The organism is Acinetobacter lwoffii (assembly GCF_024129435.1).
GTDB classification, from domain to species: Bacteria; Pseudomonadota; Gammaproteobacteria; order Pseudomonadales; family Moraxellaceae; genus Acinetobacter; species Acinetobacter lwoffii_F.
The window spans coordinates 77,169-93,945 of record NZ_JAMXXN010000003.1 but is presented as its reverse complement, the minus strand read 5'-3'; the positions used below and the strand labels follow the sequence as shown (position 1 = coordinate 93,945).

16 protein-coding genes are annotated in these 16,777 nt (G+C 42.2%); 6 read left to right on the top strand and 10 right to left on the bottom strand.

Going from position 1 to position 16,777, the window contains the following annotated elements; all coding sequences use genetic code 11:
- Positions 1-92: 92 nt before the first annotated feature.
- Positions 93-971: an EamA family transporter gene (locus NI455_RS02910; RefSeq protein WP_253112318.1), complete on the top strand. Its 879-nt coding sequence runs from the start codon at positions 93-95 to the stop codon at positions 969-971.
- A gap of 410 nt (positions 972-1,381) precedes the next feature.
- Here NI455_RS02910 and NI455_RS02905 read toward each other — a convergent pair whose 3' ends face one another.
- The 3 genes from NI455_RS02905 to truB form a co-directional block, all read right to left on the bottom strand.
- Positions 1,382-1,849, bottom strand: coding sequence for a hemerythrin domain-containing protein (locus NI455_RS02905; RefSeq protein ID WP_253112315.1), 468 nt, complete (start codon positions 1,847-1,849; stop codon positions 1,382-1,384).
- A gap of 133 nt (positions 1,850-1,982) precedes the next feature.
- Positions 1,983-2,747, bottom strand: coding sequence for a sulfite exporter TauE/SafE family protein (locus tag NI455_RS02900; RefSeq protein WP_253112311.1), 765 nt, complete (start codon positions 2,745-2,747; stop codon positions 1,983-1,985).
- A 12-nt stretch (positions 2,748-2,759) separates the two neighbouring features.
- Positions 2,760-3,665, bottom strand: a complete 906-nt coding sequence (gene truB, locus NI455_RS02895; RefSeq protein WP_253112303.1) for a tRNA pseudouridine(55) synthase TruB — start codon at positions 3,663-3,665, stop codon at positions 2,760-2,762.
- Positions 3,666-3,847: 182 nt separating this feature from the next.
- On the opposite strand from truB, the gene NI455_RS02890 reads away from it, so the two are divergent.
- From NI455_RS02890 to NI455_RS02870, 5 genes are all read left to right on the top strand, one after another.
- The gene (locus NI455_RS02890; protein ID WP_253112300.1) at positions 3,848-4,876 is read left to right on the top strand and encodes a lipase secretion chaperone; all 1,029 of its coding nucleotides are present in this window, start codon (positions 3,848-3,850) and stop codon (positions 4,874-4,876) included.
- A gap of 389 nt (positions 4,877-5,265) precedes the next feature.
- Entirely contained in the window at positions 5,266-6,276 is a 1,011-nt protein-coding gene (locus NI455_RS02885; protein ID WP_253112297.1) for an esterase/lipase family protein, read from the top strand.
- An 85-nt stretch (positions 6,277-6,361) separates the two neighbouring features.
- A complete protein-coding gene (locus NI455_RS02880) occupies positions 6,362-7,333 on the top strand; it encodes an esterase/lipase family protein (protein ID WP_253112293.1) in 972 nt (323 codons plus the stop codon).
- 134 nt (positions 7,334-7,467) lie between these two features.
- Positions 7,468-8,436 (top strand): esterase/lipase family protein, encoded by a 969-nt coding sequence (locus tag NI455_RS02875; protein ID WP_253112290.1) that lies wholly within the window; start codon positions 7,468-7,470, stop codon positions 8,434-8,436.
- Positions 8,437-8,505: 69 nt separating this feature from the next.
- On the top strand, positions 8,506-9,486 hold the full coding sequence (locus NI455_RS02870; protein WP_253112287.1) for an esterase/lipase family protein: 981 nt from the start codon (positions 8,506-8,508) through the stop codon (positions 9,484-9,486).
- Positions 9,487-10,009: 523 nt separating this feature from the next.
- Here the strand turns inward: NI455_RS02870 and rplS are convergent.
- The 7 genes from rplS to NI455_RS02835 all read right to left on the bottom strand — a co-directional run bounded on the left by rplS (position 10,010) and on the right by NI455_RS02835 (position 16,777).
- Complete coding sequence (gene rplS, locus NI455_RS02865) at positions 10,010-10,384, bottom strand: 50S ribosomal protein L19 (RefSeq protein WP_004281205.1); 375 nt, start codon at positions 10,382-10,384, stop codon at positions 10,010-10,012.
- A 185-nt stretch (positions 10,385-10,569) separates the two neighbouring features.
- Complete coding sequence (gene trmD, locus NI455_RS02860) at positions 10,570-11,304, bottom strand: tRNA (guanosine(37)-N1)-methyltransferase TrmD (RefSeq protein ID WP_253112283.1); 735 nt, start codon at positions 11,302-11,304, stop codon at positions 10,570-10,572.
- A 28-nt stretch (positions 11,305-11,332) separates the two neighbouring features.
- Complete coding sequence (gene rimM / locus NI455_RS02855; RefSeq protein WP_253112282.1) at positions 11,333-11,881, bottom strand: ribosome maturation factor RimM; 549 nt, start codon at positions 11,879-11,881, stop codon at positions 11,333-11,335.
- A gap of 30 nt (positions 11,882-11,911) precedes the next feature.
- Entirely contained in the window at positions 11,912-12,169 is a 258-nt protein-coding gene (gene rpsP / locus NI455_RS02850; RefSeq protein ID WP_004281198.1) for a 30S ribosomal protein S16, read from the bottom strand.
- Between the two features lie 160 nt (positions 12,170-12,329).
- A complete protein-coding gene (locus NI455_RS02845; protein WP_253112281.1) occupies positions 12,330-12,779 on the bottom strand; it encodes a type IV pilin protein in 450 nt (149 codons plus the stop codon).
- Positions 12,773-13,201 (bottom strand): type IV pilin protein, encoded by a 429-nt coding sequence (locus NI455_RS02840; RefSeq protein WP_191111834.1) that lies wholly within the window; start codon positions 13,199-13,201, stop codon positions 12,773-12,775. The genes NI455_RS02845 and NI455_RS02840 overlap by 7 nt, the downstream gene beginning before the upstream one ends.
- Positions 13,202-13,210: 9 nt before the next feature.
- Positions 13,211-16,777, bottom strand: coding sequence for a pilus assembly protein (locus NI455_RS02835; RefSeq protein WP_253112279.1), 3,567 nt, complete (start codon positions 16,775-16,777; stop codon positions 13,211-13,213).

Sequence of the window (16,777 nt, the reverse complement as noted above, 5' to 3'; positions counted from 1 at the left end):
CCTTGCCCTACTCATTAAAAATTAACAAGTTTGCTATAATTTCATTTCCCCCTATTTCTCATTTTCACCCGCTCTGGGTAGAAGCTGCTTCCATGCCAAACGCCCAACTCCTTGCCGTATTGTTCATGGTCTTATCCATGACCTCCTACCAGATCAGTGCATCTTTTGCCAAACAGCTGTTTAGTGTGCTGGATCCGGTCACTGTGACCATTTTAAGGCTGTGCTTTGCAGCAATTATTGTTGGGGTAATGTTCCGTTCCTGGAAAATTATTTCCCGTTTGCCTTTTTTGAAATGGCGGGATTTGCTCTGCTATAGCGCTGCTTTAGGGGTCATGAATATTTTATTCTATCTGTCTCTGGGAAGATTACCGCAGGGAATTGCAGTCGGTCTGGAGTTTATTGGTCCTTTAGGTCTGGCCCTGCTTTCGATCAAACATCGTAGTGACTATATTTGGGTATTAATGGCCATTTTAGGCATCGCACTGATGGTGCCATGGGGACAGGCTAATAGCAGTAATTTCGACCTGGTGGGCGCCGCCTGTGCTTTAGGTGCGGGGTTATGTTGGGCACTGTATATTTTCTTCGGGCAACGCGTGGTTCAGCAGAATATCGGCATGCATGCACTGACTATTGCGATCAGTATTTCAGCCTTATGCCTGTTACCGATCGGACTGTATAACAATGCTCCTGCCTTGATAGACACCCAGCATTGGGGCAAGGCAATTACTATTGCTGTACTGGCAACAGCCATTCCTTATGCTCTGGATTTAAAGGCACTTCAGCATTTGAATAAAACCAGCTATGGCACTCTATCCAGCCTGTCTCCGGCTTTGGCTGCACTGACCGGTTTTGTACTATTGGGCGAAAAAATTACGCTTCTTCAGACCGTGGCACTGATCTGTATCATGCTGGCATCTGTCGGTGTGACTGTACGTGCCGCTCGTCAAGGATCGGTAGAAAAGAATGCTTAAAAGCCTTATTGGAATCTAAACAACTGACTAAATATTTGCATTAATTCTTTCACTTTCTTCCTTTGAGATAAATCTAAAGAAGAAATGAATGGATAAAAAATCTGATCACTCCAGATAGAAACATAACCATGTGCCATAACTGAAAGGAAGAGATTTTTGATACGCGAGTGTGGCAAGGATGCCACATGTTACCCATCACGACAGGACGTTGTGTATGGGTAACAAAAGACTTTTGCCTACTTTGGGTCTTTCCAAAGTAGGGAGATTGCCTACACAAAAGCATTTAAATTTTTAAGAAAATGAGGCTGTACAAGCTTCTGAAGCTCAACATGCATAGCGATTAACTCAAACATCTAATTTGAGTTATAAATTATGGAAAAGTAACTAATCAAATGTCATCTTTTCGATGTTTAGCTTTGTACCAGCATATCTTTTTTCATGTCTTTATAACGCTGATATTCATTCTTGTACTGCACTGCTAAAGCGGTCTTCTGCTTTTCATCCAGAATTTTACCGGCCTGCTGGAAGAAACCATGTTCCTCTTCTTTTAAGTGATGATGCACCTTTTCGGAAAGTTTTTTGGCCATGGCAATCCAGCCCGGATTACTCAATTCAGTTGCAGTTAATTCCTCGATCATTTCGTCCATTTCATGATGTTCGGCCAAGGCATGGCGGGTAATATTCAGGCCCGAATCGGTCATCATCAAGGGAATATAAAAATAACGGTCTTCCGCAGCTTCATGGGCAAACAATTCATTTTTCAGTTGCTTGAACAGGTCGCGGCGTTCTGGTGTATCCCCGGAAGTCTGTAATAGTTTTTCTGCAAGATCACGCTGAATCTCATGACTCTCTCTTAATGCTTCAAAAATAGTCGTCATTCCGATATTTCTCCGATTGTTTTATTTTTCATATCATTGATTCTAGAAGATTTTCAGAACAGGTTCAGACGCAGTTTATACAGTGATTTGTTAAGAAATTTTAATATCGAGAATGATTTACATCGGGTTTAGATCAAAAAAACATCTGGTATGCCATCCGGCAAATTAGCAGACTGACCAGAATCAGGAATAAAATCCGGATAAAGCCACTGCCATATTTAAATGCCAAACGCACCCCGACCAAGGAACCACAAATATTGGCTACCGCCATCATTGTCCCGACCATAAACAGCACATTGCCACTGGGAATAAAAAAGCTTAATGCGGCCAGGTTGGTGGTGAAATTGGCAATTTTAGATAAGGCCGATGCATGCAGGAAGTCGACGCTTAAATAGCGAATAAAAAAGAAAATAAAGAAACTACCGGTGCCCGGACCAAAGATACCATCATAAAAGCCTATCGCCAGACTGCCCAAAGCGGCCAGAATCAGCATTTTCCGATTTAGTTTTTGTTCGGTATGCACTTGGCCAAACTGTTTTTTCATTAAGGTATAGATTGCGATCACGATCAACATGACCAGCACAAAAGGCTTAAGGATCTCGACTGGAATTAGCGTAACGCTGGCTGCACCCATAAAAGAACTGACAAAACTGCACAGTGCAATCACGCCCAAGAGCAACCAGGGCAGTTTTACCTGACGCAGGTAGGAAAATGCCGCAGAAGCGGTGCCACAAATGGACGCGAGTTTATTGGTGCCAAAGACCGTAGCAGGCTGTAAATGCGGTAAACTCCCCATAATTGCTGGGATCTGGATCAGACCACCACCGCCCACGGCAGCATCAATCGCCCCTGCAAAAAATGCAAAGACAACCAGACTGATGATGATCTCAATTTCCATATATTGACTCGACTAGAGGTTCAGGACGCGTTTGGGTACCAGACGTTTTTTGTCGGTAATTTCTGCCAGCCCCAGACATTTCTCGCCATCAAAAACCAGCACCTGTTCAGCTGCTTCATGTTCGATATTGCTTTCCATGCCGCGGCTAAAATATTCTGCACGACCTTCGGGTACCTGCACTTTTGGAAAATGATCAACCGGTGCATAGGCCGGCAACAATAGTGCATCACGCTCTGCTTCGCTCAGGCTTTCCAGATATTCAATGGTATAACTCGGGATCAAATCAAAATGACCGGTTTTAATGCGATGCAGATAAGTCAGGTGGCCATAAGTTCCCAGCGTTTTGGCAATATCTTCACCCAAAACCCGGATATAAGTGCCTTTAGAGCAGGTAATATCCAGCGTGATACTATTTTCAGTAAAGGATAAAAGCTCAATCGCTAAAATCGTAATCGGACGTGCTTCACGCTCAATCTCGATACCTTTGCGCGCCAGTTCGTATAAAGGACGGCCTTCTTTTTTCAAGGCGGAATACATCGGCGGCACTTGCTGGATATCCCCGATAAACTGTGCCAATGTGTCCTGAATCAAGGCTTCCGAGAGTTCAGGAACCGCTTTTTCCAGAAGCACTTCGCCTTCCACATCACCCGTGGTGGTGCTATGCCCCAAAAATACGGTCGTCTGATAACGCTTGACCGAATCTAATAAATAATGCGAAAACTTGGTCGCCTCCCCCAAACACACAGGCAATAAACCGGATGCCAGCGGATCCAGCGCACCGGTATGGCCGGCTTTTTGTGCACGGTACAACCAGCGGACTCTTTGTAATGCGGCATTAGAGCTGATACCCAAAGGCTTGTTGAGCAGGAAGACACCACTGAGATGACGGCGCTGAATTTTAGGAGATGATGCTTTCATGGCAAAAAATCAGACATTTTATAAATTGGCGCCATGGTAAAACCCTGCGAGAGGATTTACAACTTTTCTATAGTTTCTAATGATTTTTATGGCATATTGAGCCGGTTTGAACAATTCAACGCTTTTAAAAAAGCTTAACTATCTAAAAATAATGAAATAACGAGAAAATAGGTGCATAGGATATGCAGAAATATAAAATATGGATCATTCTGACTTTGCTGGTGCTGTGCATACTCACACTGATCTTATGGCTGTCCCCAAAAGAAAATACTCAGGCGGATACTGGGACAAAAATGCCTGTAACAGAAACTCAGGCAGAGCAAACCGCGCTCTTGGTCAATGGTCCTGCCAATGCAGCTTTCCCCAGTGCCAGCCAGCAAGATACTGAAATCAACTGTCAGATGCAGTTAGATGCCAGCAACCGTCTGCTCGTGAATGAACAGACCCGCAACTGTTTTGAATATTTTATTACCCAGTTCGGTGAAAAAAATCTGCAACAGATCCAACAGGATTTTAAAGCCTATATTCGCCAGAATCATAAAGAGCCTGCACTCTCGCAAATTCTGGATTTATGGGATCGTTATCTCCAGTACCGTCAGGGCTTGGACCAGCTCACTGCACCGGCCGGGCTGAATCAGGAAGATCCTGCCTATTACCGCAGTATCTATAACAGTACCCAGAATTTGCGCCAGCAATACTTTTCCAAGTATGAAATTGAGGGCTTGTTCGGCACAGAAGACGCCTATCATGAATATACCTTGGACCGGATGAGCGTAATGGCAGACAAAAGCTTGACTGAGACTGAAAAAGCCCAAAAGCTCAAAGCACTGTTTCAGCAACTCCCGCAGGACTGGCAGGAAAATCTGGAACAACTGAATAAACTGGAAGATCTGCGCAAACTCACTGCTGATATTAAAGCCCGGGGCGGTTCCCGTGATGAAATCCGGCAGATGCGGATAAATCTGGTCGGTCCTGAAGCCACACAACGACTGGAACAACTGGACGTACAACGTAGCGACTGGAAAAATCGGGTGACTGGCTATTTAGATGAACGGGATCAGATTACCCAGTCCGGCATGTCAGATACCGCCAAACAGCAAGCGATTGCCCAGCTTCGCAGTAAACATTTTAATACACCGCAAGAACAGCTGCGGGTAGAAACCTTTGAACAGGTTCATGATCAGGGAGCCAAGCTGCCCTTTGCTGACTAAGCCCAAAAGCCATCACCTGTTGATGGCTTTTTTATAAACTCCCTTTTGATAACTTTATATTTTTTCTCAAAATGCTCTTTTATAGTTGTTTCCAAATATTTCGCACTTACACAAAAGAACTTAGACAAAGTTTAATGATTTCAAAGACTTTTTATTTAAATACATCTGCACATAAAACACATACTTACAATGTAAATTCCTCCTGTCCTGCATGTCCCCAAATGACATGGTTTTAGACCTCTGAAGTGAAAAAATACCGCTTCTTCAAAAGAAAAATTGCTTAGCCACTGAAGGCCGAAACTGTATTTTCGTCATCTGATTTGTGGCTTGCGACACTCTACAAAAAGCAATGATTGCTTGAATAACGATAAAATTAAAAAGGGACAGCTATGCATACTTTCAGCAAGACAGCCCAGTTACTGACTGTGGCTTTAGCGACAACTCTGGGATTCAGTTTTTCTGCACAGACTCAGGCTGCAGCGAGTGCAACACAAGTCATCGAAAAGACCCGGTCTGACTATGCCAAGACCCAATATCCGATCTTGATGGTGCATGGCTGGCTAGGCTGGTCACGCATTGGCACCGATAGTATCGGGCTGGATTACTGGTATCAGATTCTGCCAGATATGGCACGTAATGGCTCCACTGTCTTTGCGGCACAATTGTCTCCGGCAAATACAACGGCGCATCGCGGTGAACAACTGGTTCAGCAGGTTGAAGATGTTCTGGCAATTACCGGCAAGAAAAAACTGAATTTGATTGGTCATTCCCATGGTGGGCCAACAGTGCTGTATGTTGCAGCGACCCAGCCGCAGTATATTGCGTCTATCACTGGCGTTGCAGGCACCTACCATGGCTCCAAAGTGGCAGATGATATTCAGAACAATAGCCTGACGCGTACCGCCTTTAACATTTTAGGTGATTATATTATTGGACCATTGATTGCACTGGGTCAGTTTAAGCCTGAACTGGAAATTGATTTTGATGCTTCCATGAAATCCCTGACCCAGACCGGTTCAAATACTTTTAATGCCACAGTGGCACAGCAGGTGGTCAAAGATGGCGTATTGGCTTCTACAGAAAACTGCAATAAAAATTTAAAACAGAAAGATAGTAAAGGCATTCATTATTATTCGTGGACTGGTGTGGCCCAAGCCACCAATGCTCTGGATATTGATACGATCCTGATGCAGCTCGGCCCTTTATCTTATGGCAGTAAAGACAATGATGGCATGGTGTCACGTTGTAGCGCTTTCATGGGCAAAGTGATTCATGACCAGTACAAACTTAACCATACTGACCTGGCCAATATGATGTTTGGTCTGAAAGGCGTGTTTGCACCCGATCCGGTCGCCCTCTATCGCCAGCATGCCAACCGGCTCAAACTAGAAGGTTTATAACGCCCGAGTGCCTGTATTTTCAGCTGAAATATAGGCTTTTTTCTGGTTCTTTTTTATTTGACCTATTAGTGATCGGGAAGCTGCAATGAAAAAAATAATCTATCACTTGAACCTTTTGTTGCTGGGTTCCATCTTGACTGGCCCTGTGCAAGCCTCGGCATTACAGCAATATAAAAGCAATTTTGTCCTCTCGAGTTATGCCAAGACAAAATACCCGATGGTCTTTGTTCATGGTTTTGGTCTGGGTTTTAATCGGATTGGAACGGATCGCATCGGTTTGGATTATTGGTATCAGATTCCCCAAGACCTGAGCCGGCATGGTGCACGGGTGTTTTCTGCCGAATTGTCTGCTGTTGCGTCCAATGAACTGCGTGGCGAACAGCTCTTGATGCAAATTGATGAAGTACTGGCACTGACAGACCATAAGAAAGCCAATCTGATTGGGCATAGCCAGGGTGGCCCAACGATTCAATATATCGAGGGCGTTGCACCGCATAAAGCCGCCTCTTTAACCGCCATTGCAGGTGCCATGCAAGGCACACCGGTTTTTGTCAATGCCAGCCAGACACCTCTGCTTGAGCCATTTATTCAGGCCATCGGTACGATTCTGGGCCACAGCATGAATCTGGTTACAGCTAACCAGTATCCGGTCAGTATGATCGAAGCACTGGAAGCCATGAACCCAGAGACGATTCAGGCTTTCAATATGAAATATGGCTCCTCTGCCATTCCCAAAGATTGTCAGTCTCAGGGTAGCAAACTCACGCCAAATGGAATTTACCACTATTCCTGGATGGGCAACCGGCAGACAACCAATCTGCTGGATGCGATTGAATCTACAGTCGTGACTTTAGGTAGCAGTTTCCTGAAAGGAGAAGCCAATGATGGTGCTCTGCCGCTGTGTAGCGGACGCTATGGCCAAATCATTCGTCAGGATTATGCTCACAATCATTTTGATGAAGTAAACCAGTTTTTCGGTATTTTGGGCCCCTTCGCACAAGATCCGATTGCACTTTACCGCCAACATGCCAACCGGCTCAAACTGCAAGGCTTATAAATGACTAATTTTTATGAATAGATCATCTTTATTAATTAAAAAAACTTAGGCAACTGAGTCTCTGCTGTAGAGGGAGACTTCACGGAACCGGATGAGGATCATCCCCTTAAAACAACAAAAGTGAGGAAAATATAATGAAATTCGGAGCATTAATCAGCGGCCTGCTACTGGCGGGTACATGCCTCAGCACTCAGGCATCTACCCAAGCCAGTCAGGTCACAGCAAAAGCCAGTTCACAATATGCCAAGACCCAATATCCAATTGTCTTTGCACATGGTATGGCGGGTTTCATCAGAATCGGTACCGACCAGTTTGGGCTGGATTACTGGTATCAGATTTTACCGGATCTGGCGCGTAATGGCGGCAATGTCTGGGCAACACGCGTCTCGCCTTTTAACTCATCGGAAATTCGGGGTGAGCAACTTTTAGAGCAGGTAAATGAAATTCTGGCCATTACCGGTGCAAAGAAAGTCAATCTGATCGGTCATTCCCATGGCGGCCCGACCATTCGTTATGTCGCAGGTGCAGGGAATGGAATAGTCGCTTCCCTGACTTCTGTCGGTGCTCCGCATAAGGGCTCCCCGGTTGGAGACCTGATCCTGCAAGCAGAAGGTACACCGATACAAGGGCCTTTAGTCGGTGGTATCAACCTGGTGTCTAAGGCCATCACCTGGGCACAAAGTCTGGATCCGAGCAGTTTCCCGCATGATTCTCTGGCTGGTGGTCGCAGCCTGACCCTGGCAGGATCTGCTCAATTCAACCAGAAATATCCGCTCGGTATGCCAACCACTGCCTGCGGTGAAGGTAAGGAAAAAGACGGTGATATTCGTCATTATTCATTCACAGGTATAGGTCAAGTCACCAACCCGCTCGATCCTGATTCAGCACTCAAAGTTACAGCTCTACTCATAGATGGCGGCAAGGAAAATGATGGTCTGGTCTCCCGCTGTAGTGCCAAATTCGGTAAAACCATTCGGGATAACTACAACTGGAACCATCTGGATGAAGTGAACCAGTTCCTCGGATTAAAAAATATCTTTGCTCCAGACCCAGTCGATGTTTATCGCCAGCATGCCAACCGGCTCAAATTGCAAGGCCTGTAATTCAATCTCATCCCTGTCATCCCAATGCACAGGGATTTTCTAATTTTTAAACCGCCAAAATGGAACTTTATGAAAATTAGAACGCATTTTATAACCTTATGCTGTATGTTATTTGCGGGCCAATATGTGCAGGCTTCCAATGTGCAGCAAGCAGAAACCAGATTTGTCGTGTCCAATTATGCAAAAACACAATACCCGATTGTATTTGCACATGGCATGGTCGGCTTTAATCGCATTGGTTTCGATGCCTTGGGCATGGATTATTGGTATCAAATTTTGCCAGATTTAGCCCGTAATGGTTCAACTGCGTTTGCCACCCGCATCTCACCTTTCAATTCCAGCGAAATCAGAGGTGAACAATATGTAGAGCAACTCAAAGAAGTCATGGCAATCACGGGCGCCAAAAAACTGAATTTAATTGGTCATAGTCATGGTGCACATAGCGTGCGTTATGCAGCCGGGGTGATGCCGCAACATGTAGCCTCAGTGATGACTGTGGGTGGCGCCAACCAAGGGACGATTGTCGCTTCTGATGTTATGCGACTTGCCAATCAGACCAGAACATCTGAACTGCTCAATACCCTGATCAGCAGTTTTGGTAACGTCATCATGTGGGCACAAGGCTTAGATGGTCAAGCTTTCCCACATAATGCTCTGGCAGCAGGACACAGCACGTCGATTGAAGGGACAGTCGAATTTAACCAGCGTTTTAAACTCGGGCTTTCGCTGAGTCTATGTGGTGAGGGCAAATATAAAGACCAAGGCATTGCGCTGTATTCAATGACGGGCAATCAACCCGTGACCAATCCCCTAGATGTCAGCGATGCCGCCATGAAAGCCTTGGATCTGCTTTCTGCGAGTAAGGCTGGCGCGAATGATGGAATCGTGTCGGTGTGTAGTGCCAAATTTGGTAAAACGATTCGGGATGATTATCCATGGAATCATCTGGATGAAATCAACTTGTTATTTGGCATTAAAGGTACCTTTGCACCTGATCCGGTTGCTGCCTATCGTCAACATGCCAATCGCTTAAAACTGCAAGGTTTATAAAACCACCCAAGCCTCTATTCATCCAGAGGCTTTTCTATCTTATTTTTCGCTAATTTTTTTCTTAAAATTTACTTGTTAATCATGATCAAACTGCATATAAAATATTCATCAAATATAAAAAAATAAGTGTGAAATAAAATAAATGCAGATACGTTCTATAGAAATCAAAAACAAATTTAAAAGAACCTGCCCCTGCTGCAAACGAAAAGTCATTAATCCTTTTCAATTTAAAAAATATGAGCCTTATTATTGCCCCTCTTGTCATCGACATATTATCGCAAATGTATGGATCAGTATTTTACTGGTTATCACACAATGTTTTATTTGCATTCAACTTTTTAATGCAGGATTCCAGTCTTGGGGATATTTTGTATTATTCCTGATGTTTATTCATAAAATTTTCTTGGATATTTTAGATGCTATGATCTTGCCTTTGCAGGAACATTTCGAATAAATCTACATAAAAATTAGGCATAAAAAATGCGCCCAAAGGCGCATTTTTTCACTCGTATAAAGCTTAAAATTAAGCTTTAGTTTTACGAGCTGGTAATTTTTCACGAATACGTGCAGCTTTACCAGACAATTCACGTAGGTAGTAAAGTTTAGCACGACGAACGTCACCACGACGTTTCACTTCGATACCAGCGACGATTGGAGAGTGAGTTTGGAATACACGCTCAACGCCAACACCGCTAGAAATTTTACGTACTGTGAACGCAGAGTTCAAACCACGGTTTTTCTTAGCAATTACAACGCCTTCGAACGCCTGCAAACGCTCACGGTCGCCTTCTTTTACTTTAACTTGAACAATAACTGTATCACCTGGTGCAAAAGCAGGGATGTTTTGTTTCAATTGTGCGTTTTCAATTACTTGAACTAAAGGATGCTTACCGCTCATGGGGTATCTCCAATATATGCGAGTCAGAAGAGGTCTGATCATCGCTGGGTATAGAGGCTAAAGCGCATACACCCGATTATCTTTCCCTTTATGGTTGACCATCTCAACCATAAAGAGCCTATTAAAGAATACTTAAATGATTTTAAGTACTTGCTTGAAGATAGAAATGATCACTCATCAATATCTTACAAATCTTTTAGCCATTTTTTCTGCTGCTTGTTCAGCTCGACTTTTTCCACCAACTCTGGGCGGCGTTCAAGTGTACGCTGATATCGCTGCAAAAACCGCCATTTTTCAATATTGGCATGATGCCCGGACTTTAACACCTCAGGCACATCCAAACCTTCAAAATGATCTGGCTTGGTATATTGTGGGCAATCTAGCAGACCATCCACAAATGAGTCTTGTACGTGTGATTGCTCATCAGACATGGCACCCGGAAGTCTCCGGATAATACTGTCCAATAAAACCATCGCAGGAAGTTCACCACCCGACAAGACGTAATCTCCAATTGACCATTCCTGATCAACATATTGCTGGATCAAACGCTCATCGACCCCTTCATAACGTCCGCACAGTATAATGATTCCATCATATTTGACAAAATCCTGTACCGCAGTTTCGCTTAAGGTCTTTCCTTGCGGTGACATATACACCACAGGAACCTGAACTGCACCCGCTTGCGTTGCAAGCTCTTTGGCATGCTGGATTGCTTTTGCCAGAGGCTCAGCCATCATCACCATACCCGGACCACCACCGAATGGACGTTCATCCACCCGTTTATAGTTGCCCGTCGCATAATCGCGAGGATTGATGCAATGAATTTGCATCAACTCACGTTTTGCTGCGCGCCCGCTAATACCATAGGCTGTAATCGCTTCAAACATTTCAGGAAAAAGCGTAATGACTGCAAAAAACATCGCAGACTCCCGTATTTCCGAAAAATTCTTAGTAGTCTACGCCCCAATTGACGTAGATACGACCAGCTTCAAGATCAACGCGTTGCACCACATCTTTATGCCATGGGATCATTCGCTCTTCGCCATCAATGCTGTCGGCAGTTGCGCGAACCACCATTACATCATTAGCACCTGTTTCAAACAGCTCAAAAATTTGACCGAGATTGACTTCTTGTTCCTGATCATCCAGACCTAACACAGTTAGACCTTTTAAATCAGACCAATAGTACTCATCTACGCCTGCTTGAGGCAGTTGCGATTTAGAGATCCAGACATTGGAGCCAACCAGTTCGTCTGCAGCAGTGCGATCACTCACACCTTTCAGCGAAACAACCAGGCCTTTACCATGTGGTTTCCAACGTTTTACATCGACAATTTGCCAACCTGCTTTGGTCTCAATGTACCAAGGCAGATAGTCAAATATGTTGCTCATAGGTTCTGTATTGGAATAGACCCAGAGCCACCCATTTAATCCATATGCTGAACGCAACTGTCCAATCTGAATACGATCTTCGGGAACATTCTGTGTTGGTGTCATGGGCAAGCTACTACCTAATTTATATAAAAATTATGCAGCAACTGCAGCTTTCTTAGCTTGAGCAGCTAAAGAAGCAACACGATCAGAAGGTTGAGCACCTTGAGAAACCCAGTGAGCAAAACGGTCAGCATCTAAACGAAGTTTTTCTGCTTTACCTTGAGCTGTAGGGTTGAAGAAACCGATACGTTCGATGAAACGACCGTCACGTGCATTACGGCTATCAGTCACAATGATTTGATAGAACGGACGTTTTTTAGCACCACCGCGTGCAAGACGAATAACAACCATGATAGAACCTTATAGTTTTTACGGATTATCCTTGTACCGACCATCGATACAGCTCAAACCCCTTTCATAGAGGGCAGTATTTTACTTGAACTTTGCCCTGAATGAAAGATTAAAAAGTGTTTAGGTGGAATTTTGGATTTACTGAATCTGGTATTAGTTATCAGTTCCATGATGAATTTGATGAGAAGTTACACGCATCAACTCCTTTAGACCAGAATTGTTCACCTTTATGATTTAAACAAAGCCATCCATCACCTTCCTGTTTTGTCGAAATTTTTGGTTCAGCTATTAACTCCCATGCTCCCTCTACTGTCACAGATGATAATTCAACCTTGTATAAGGGTTTACTATTCTGTGGAATTTCCAACAATGCTGGATACCCTAAATCTGTCAGTTTAATCACAGAACTTCCGTTTGATAAACTTCCTTGAGAAACTTTATAGCGCTGAATCTTAGAAGCAATGTCAACTAAAGTGGTTTGAGCATCAACTCGATTTGCTTTGATAATATATTGATTATAACTAGGGATAGATATAGCAGCTAAAATTCCTAAAATGACAACAACAATTAAGATTTCTATTAATGTAAATCCATGAGACTTATTCACCATGATTCACTCCCATCAGCACATTTAAAATTAATCTTAGATGATTGTAACGATTTACATTTAAGTCCATCACTCGACATTAAATAGTTATACGTTTTATTATCAGGGGCGAGAACTTGAATCATCCACCCTCTTCCCAAAATATTAGCTCCACTTAATGATTGAGCTGTATTATCCAAATCCACTATTTTTAGAGTGAATCCAATGGGTAGGTCAGCAGTCCCAGTGAAATTTTTATAGTTGAAATTTCTTGCCTTATATCGTTCAAGCTGCTGAGCAAGAAATAGAATGTGTGATTCTACTTTTGCTTCCTGACTCTTACGTATATAAGCTTGATAACTTGGTACAATGATTGCGGCAAGAATAGACAAGATGGCTATAACCACCATTAATTCTATTAAGGTAAACCCTTTTATGTTATGCATATGCAATCCTTAACGCTCATACCATCGCTGAGAAACGAATTGAGTTTTCCCTTGATAGTCTTTTAATTTTAAGTCATTAGGAGCATTCAATATTATAGACCGATTACGCTTGAGACCACCAAGATTTATCCCTACATTTCCACGCCCTAAATCAAATTCAGAGTCATACTCTATATCCTTTCCATCTGGCGATTTACCTGTGAAACATTGATTACCTCCATATGGAAGACAGAATAATTGAGCAGTACTCTTTCCTCGAATGCCTCCTGTACAAGATTTATTATCAATATCTTCATTTGCATTAAAAATACTTACATATAAATCATTATCAATCGCTATATGGTCATTTAAAATTCGAGACTTAGAAGGTAATGGATAGTACCAGCCATTTTTATCTATTCCTACACTGTCAGTTTTATTGTTTTTCACTAAATCTGTTAGGACTAAATTTCGTGTTTTTAGCTGATCAGTTTTCAAAACTGGTAAATTTCTCTTTGTTACATCTTTATCAAAAATGACATAAACAGCATCATTTGGATTTACTCCTGCTGACATAGGAGAACTGAAATCCCCAGATCCAATAGTAATCACAGCTAACTTATCATTTACAGTATTATGAATAGTAAAAGTAGGGGTAGTGTAGAAGCGCGGTGAGTTTTTACCATCATTTAAATTCAAGAGACGAGTTACACGAGCTGTCTCGCCGGAAACACCAGTTGTAGATAAGTTACCCCAATCAATACGCCAAAGCTGACCGCCTAAATCACCAAAATAGAAATGGTCTGTCAATCCATCATTATTGCGATCAACTGCTTTTATTTGACTTACGACACTATATTTCAAATCGTCAACTTTACTCTCTGTGGCAGTATTGTTAGCGTGTTTACTGGCCCACCATAAAAGTTTTCCGTTATCTGCATCAAATATATAGACACCCGCTCCCTTGGAAGGTTCCGAAGCATAATCAGGACTCTCATAGGAACGATCATATCCCCCGCCAACTACCATGACTAACTTTCTTTTACCTTGCCAATTTACCCAAGTTATTAATGGCTTTGACCAACTTTCGCCCATGTGAGTTAATGCTACTGGTGCATCTAATGCTGATGGGTCAATCTTAAACTTAATTTTTGGTGTCCCACCTGAAGAAGTTACATCAGACAAATCCAGAGCATAGTAGCTTCTCCCACCCATACGAAGACCGCCATAAATCCATTGTTTACCACCTTGTACAGTAACTTTAGGGTTAATACCTGTACCTGTAGTCACATATTCCGTATAAGCAGTCCAAGGACCATCTATACCATAGTGAAGCTCCCCTGCTTGTTCTTTATTATTCAAAAAAGCTTGAGGTTGTTTGTCAATCAATTCACTTGGTGCAAAGACAAAAATCTCTTCCCCAGCTCCGCCGCTATATCCATTTTCATTATTTCCAGCCTTAACTACATGCAACAATCCTGCAGTTGATCCAAATACGATCAAATCATCACGATTGGTATAAGTTAAAGTATCTGTAGCAACAGTATATGAAGTAGTACCACTTTGGGTAATTAAAAGTGGCTTAGAATGCATTACTGCACCCATTTGTCGTAATTTTGCATTATTCTGATTTGTTATAAAGTTTTTAAAATTGGTATGAGGCGTATCACTCGTACTTATCGTTAAGGCTGATGCTATAGTTTTACTGATATCAAAACCAAATAACGCAGCCAAATATCCACGTTTTTTGTCCTGCACAAAATTATTCGTAGCATTTGATTCATATAAATCCTTAGCCACTAAAAGGTTTAAATCTCCTTTTTTAACTGTAGTTGCACTTGATTCAGCACCTGAAATTGTAATCTTAGCGCGATCTGTATAGATTTTTCTTTCCTCAAAAGGAGAAATCGTTCTGCCTAATTTAACTTTACTTAAAGTACCACCCAACTTAACTCGAATCGTCTCTGCATTTGCTCCACTCCCTTTCGTAATTTCTTTGATGATTGCAGGGTCAGCCCAAAAATCGTAGACATCATCTGCTAGAATACCTTCTTTACTCATGACAGCCTTATTATCTCGATCTTTAAGAACCCCTGTTTCTGAGGAGAATTTTTTTACATTCCCTATCCAGCTGACTACTGTACTGGCTGGCTGCGGATCAAACTGTGGAAAATATGCCCAAGGCTGGATCATTTGTGTATCAAGGTTATCTACTGGAATTGTAGCTGTACCCGTAGTAACTGAAGGAATATTTGTCGCTAAAACTTGTAGAAACTGATTAACACTATTGACAACTGATGCTGAATCACTGCCCCTATAAAATCCGCCTTTGCCTAAAGCACCCCATGCTTGAGCATCCAGAATATCATTCCTAGTATTCCCTTTTGGGTCGGCTTGATCCATGGTACTACCAAAACCTACGACTGCTGTTTTAATAGAAACCTTTAGCGGATTCTTTTCTGGGTCAAGCAATGCTTTTGTATATTCGCCTATACAAATCCAGTTATTGGTATTATTTTCAGAATTATAATAAGGATGCTCTTTACCTAAAGAAGCATCTGAACAACTAAAAGATGACCCTTTGGTGCCCAAACTTTTTTTCATTATATTAACAGATCCAGCATTTTTCCCATATTCAGGTACACCATCAGTTAGAAAATAAATACCATAGCCCGAACATTGTGAATTATTGTTAGTTGCATTTGGCATTGTTTCAGGTGCTTTATACTTTCCACTATTTTTAACATCTGTTACAGCTGCATTGTAACCGCTATTATCTACCCCGGCTGTGGTTTCACCTAGCATATAAGCACCAGCTTCTGCATAGGCAAAAGCAGTGGGTGTTCCACCATGTGCATTTATATTATCTATTATTTTTAATAATCTACTGCGATGAGTTTCCTTTACGCTACCTGACGCAGAAGATTTTAAAAAGTAAACTGTTGTTCTTTTTTCTTGTAAACAGTTTATGATACTAAATGAACACTCTGTTTGCTCTTCGGAAATACTATATGAAGTACCTTCTATAGTTTTTGAATAATTTTTCCAACTCTTACATATACCTTTATCATCCCAATTATCACACTCTTGTTTTGAATCCTGTGACCATCGACCCCACTCTGAACAACCAAAAACCCCTAAACATAATCGAGATCTTTTATCGACAGTTCTATATATTTCCTTATCTAGCTCTGAAGTGTAGTTATAAATATCTCCTAACCTTTTTGCCCCTATTTGAATACGTCCTGTACCATCACCACTTGAAGCAGTACCACTAAATACACCTAGTCCCACATATAAATTATCATCTAATTTTTGAATATTTTTTGCAGGATTTCCATTCAGCAAATCTTTCATTCCAGTTTTTAAATAGTCTAATCGAGATATATCTCCTGATTGACATTTATAATCTGTTGATGCGCGATTATCACAGTAAGCCATACTACCAGACACGTCGAGCATAAACATTAAGGTTGTTTTAGAGGTCTGGGCAGGTTTATATAGTTCAATATCACTTGCACTAACTGCACCACAGATTAAAGTAGTCAATCCTGCGACCCATGCTGTTACTATCGGTTTTTTAAATTTAATTTTCAT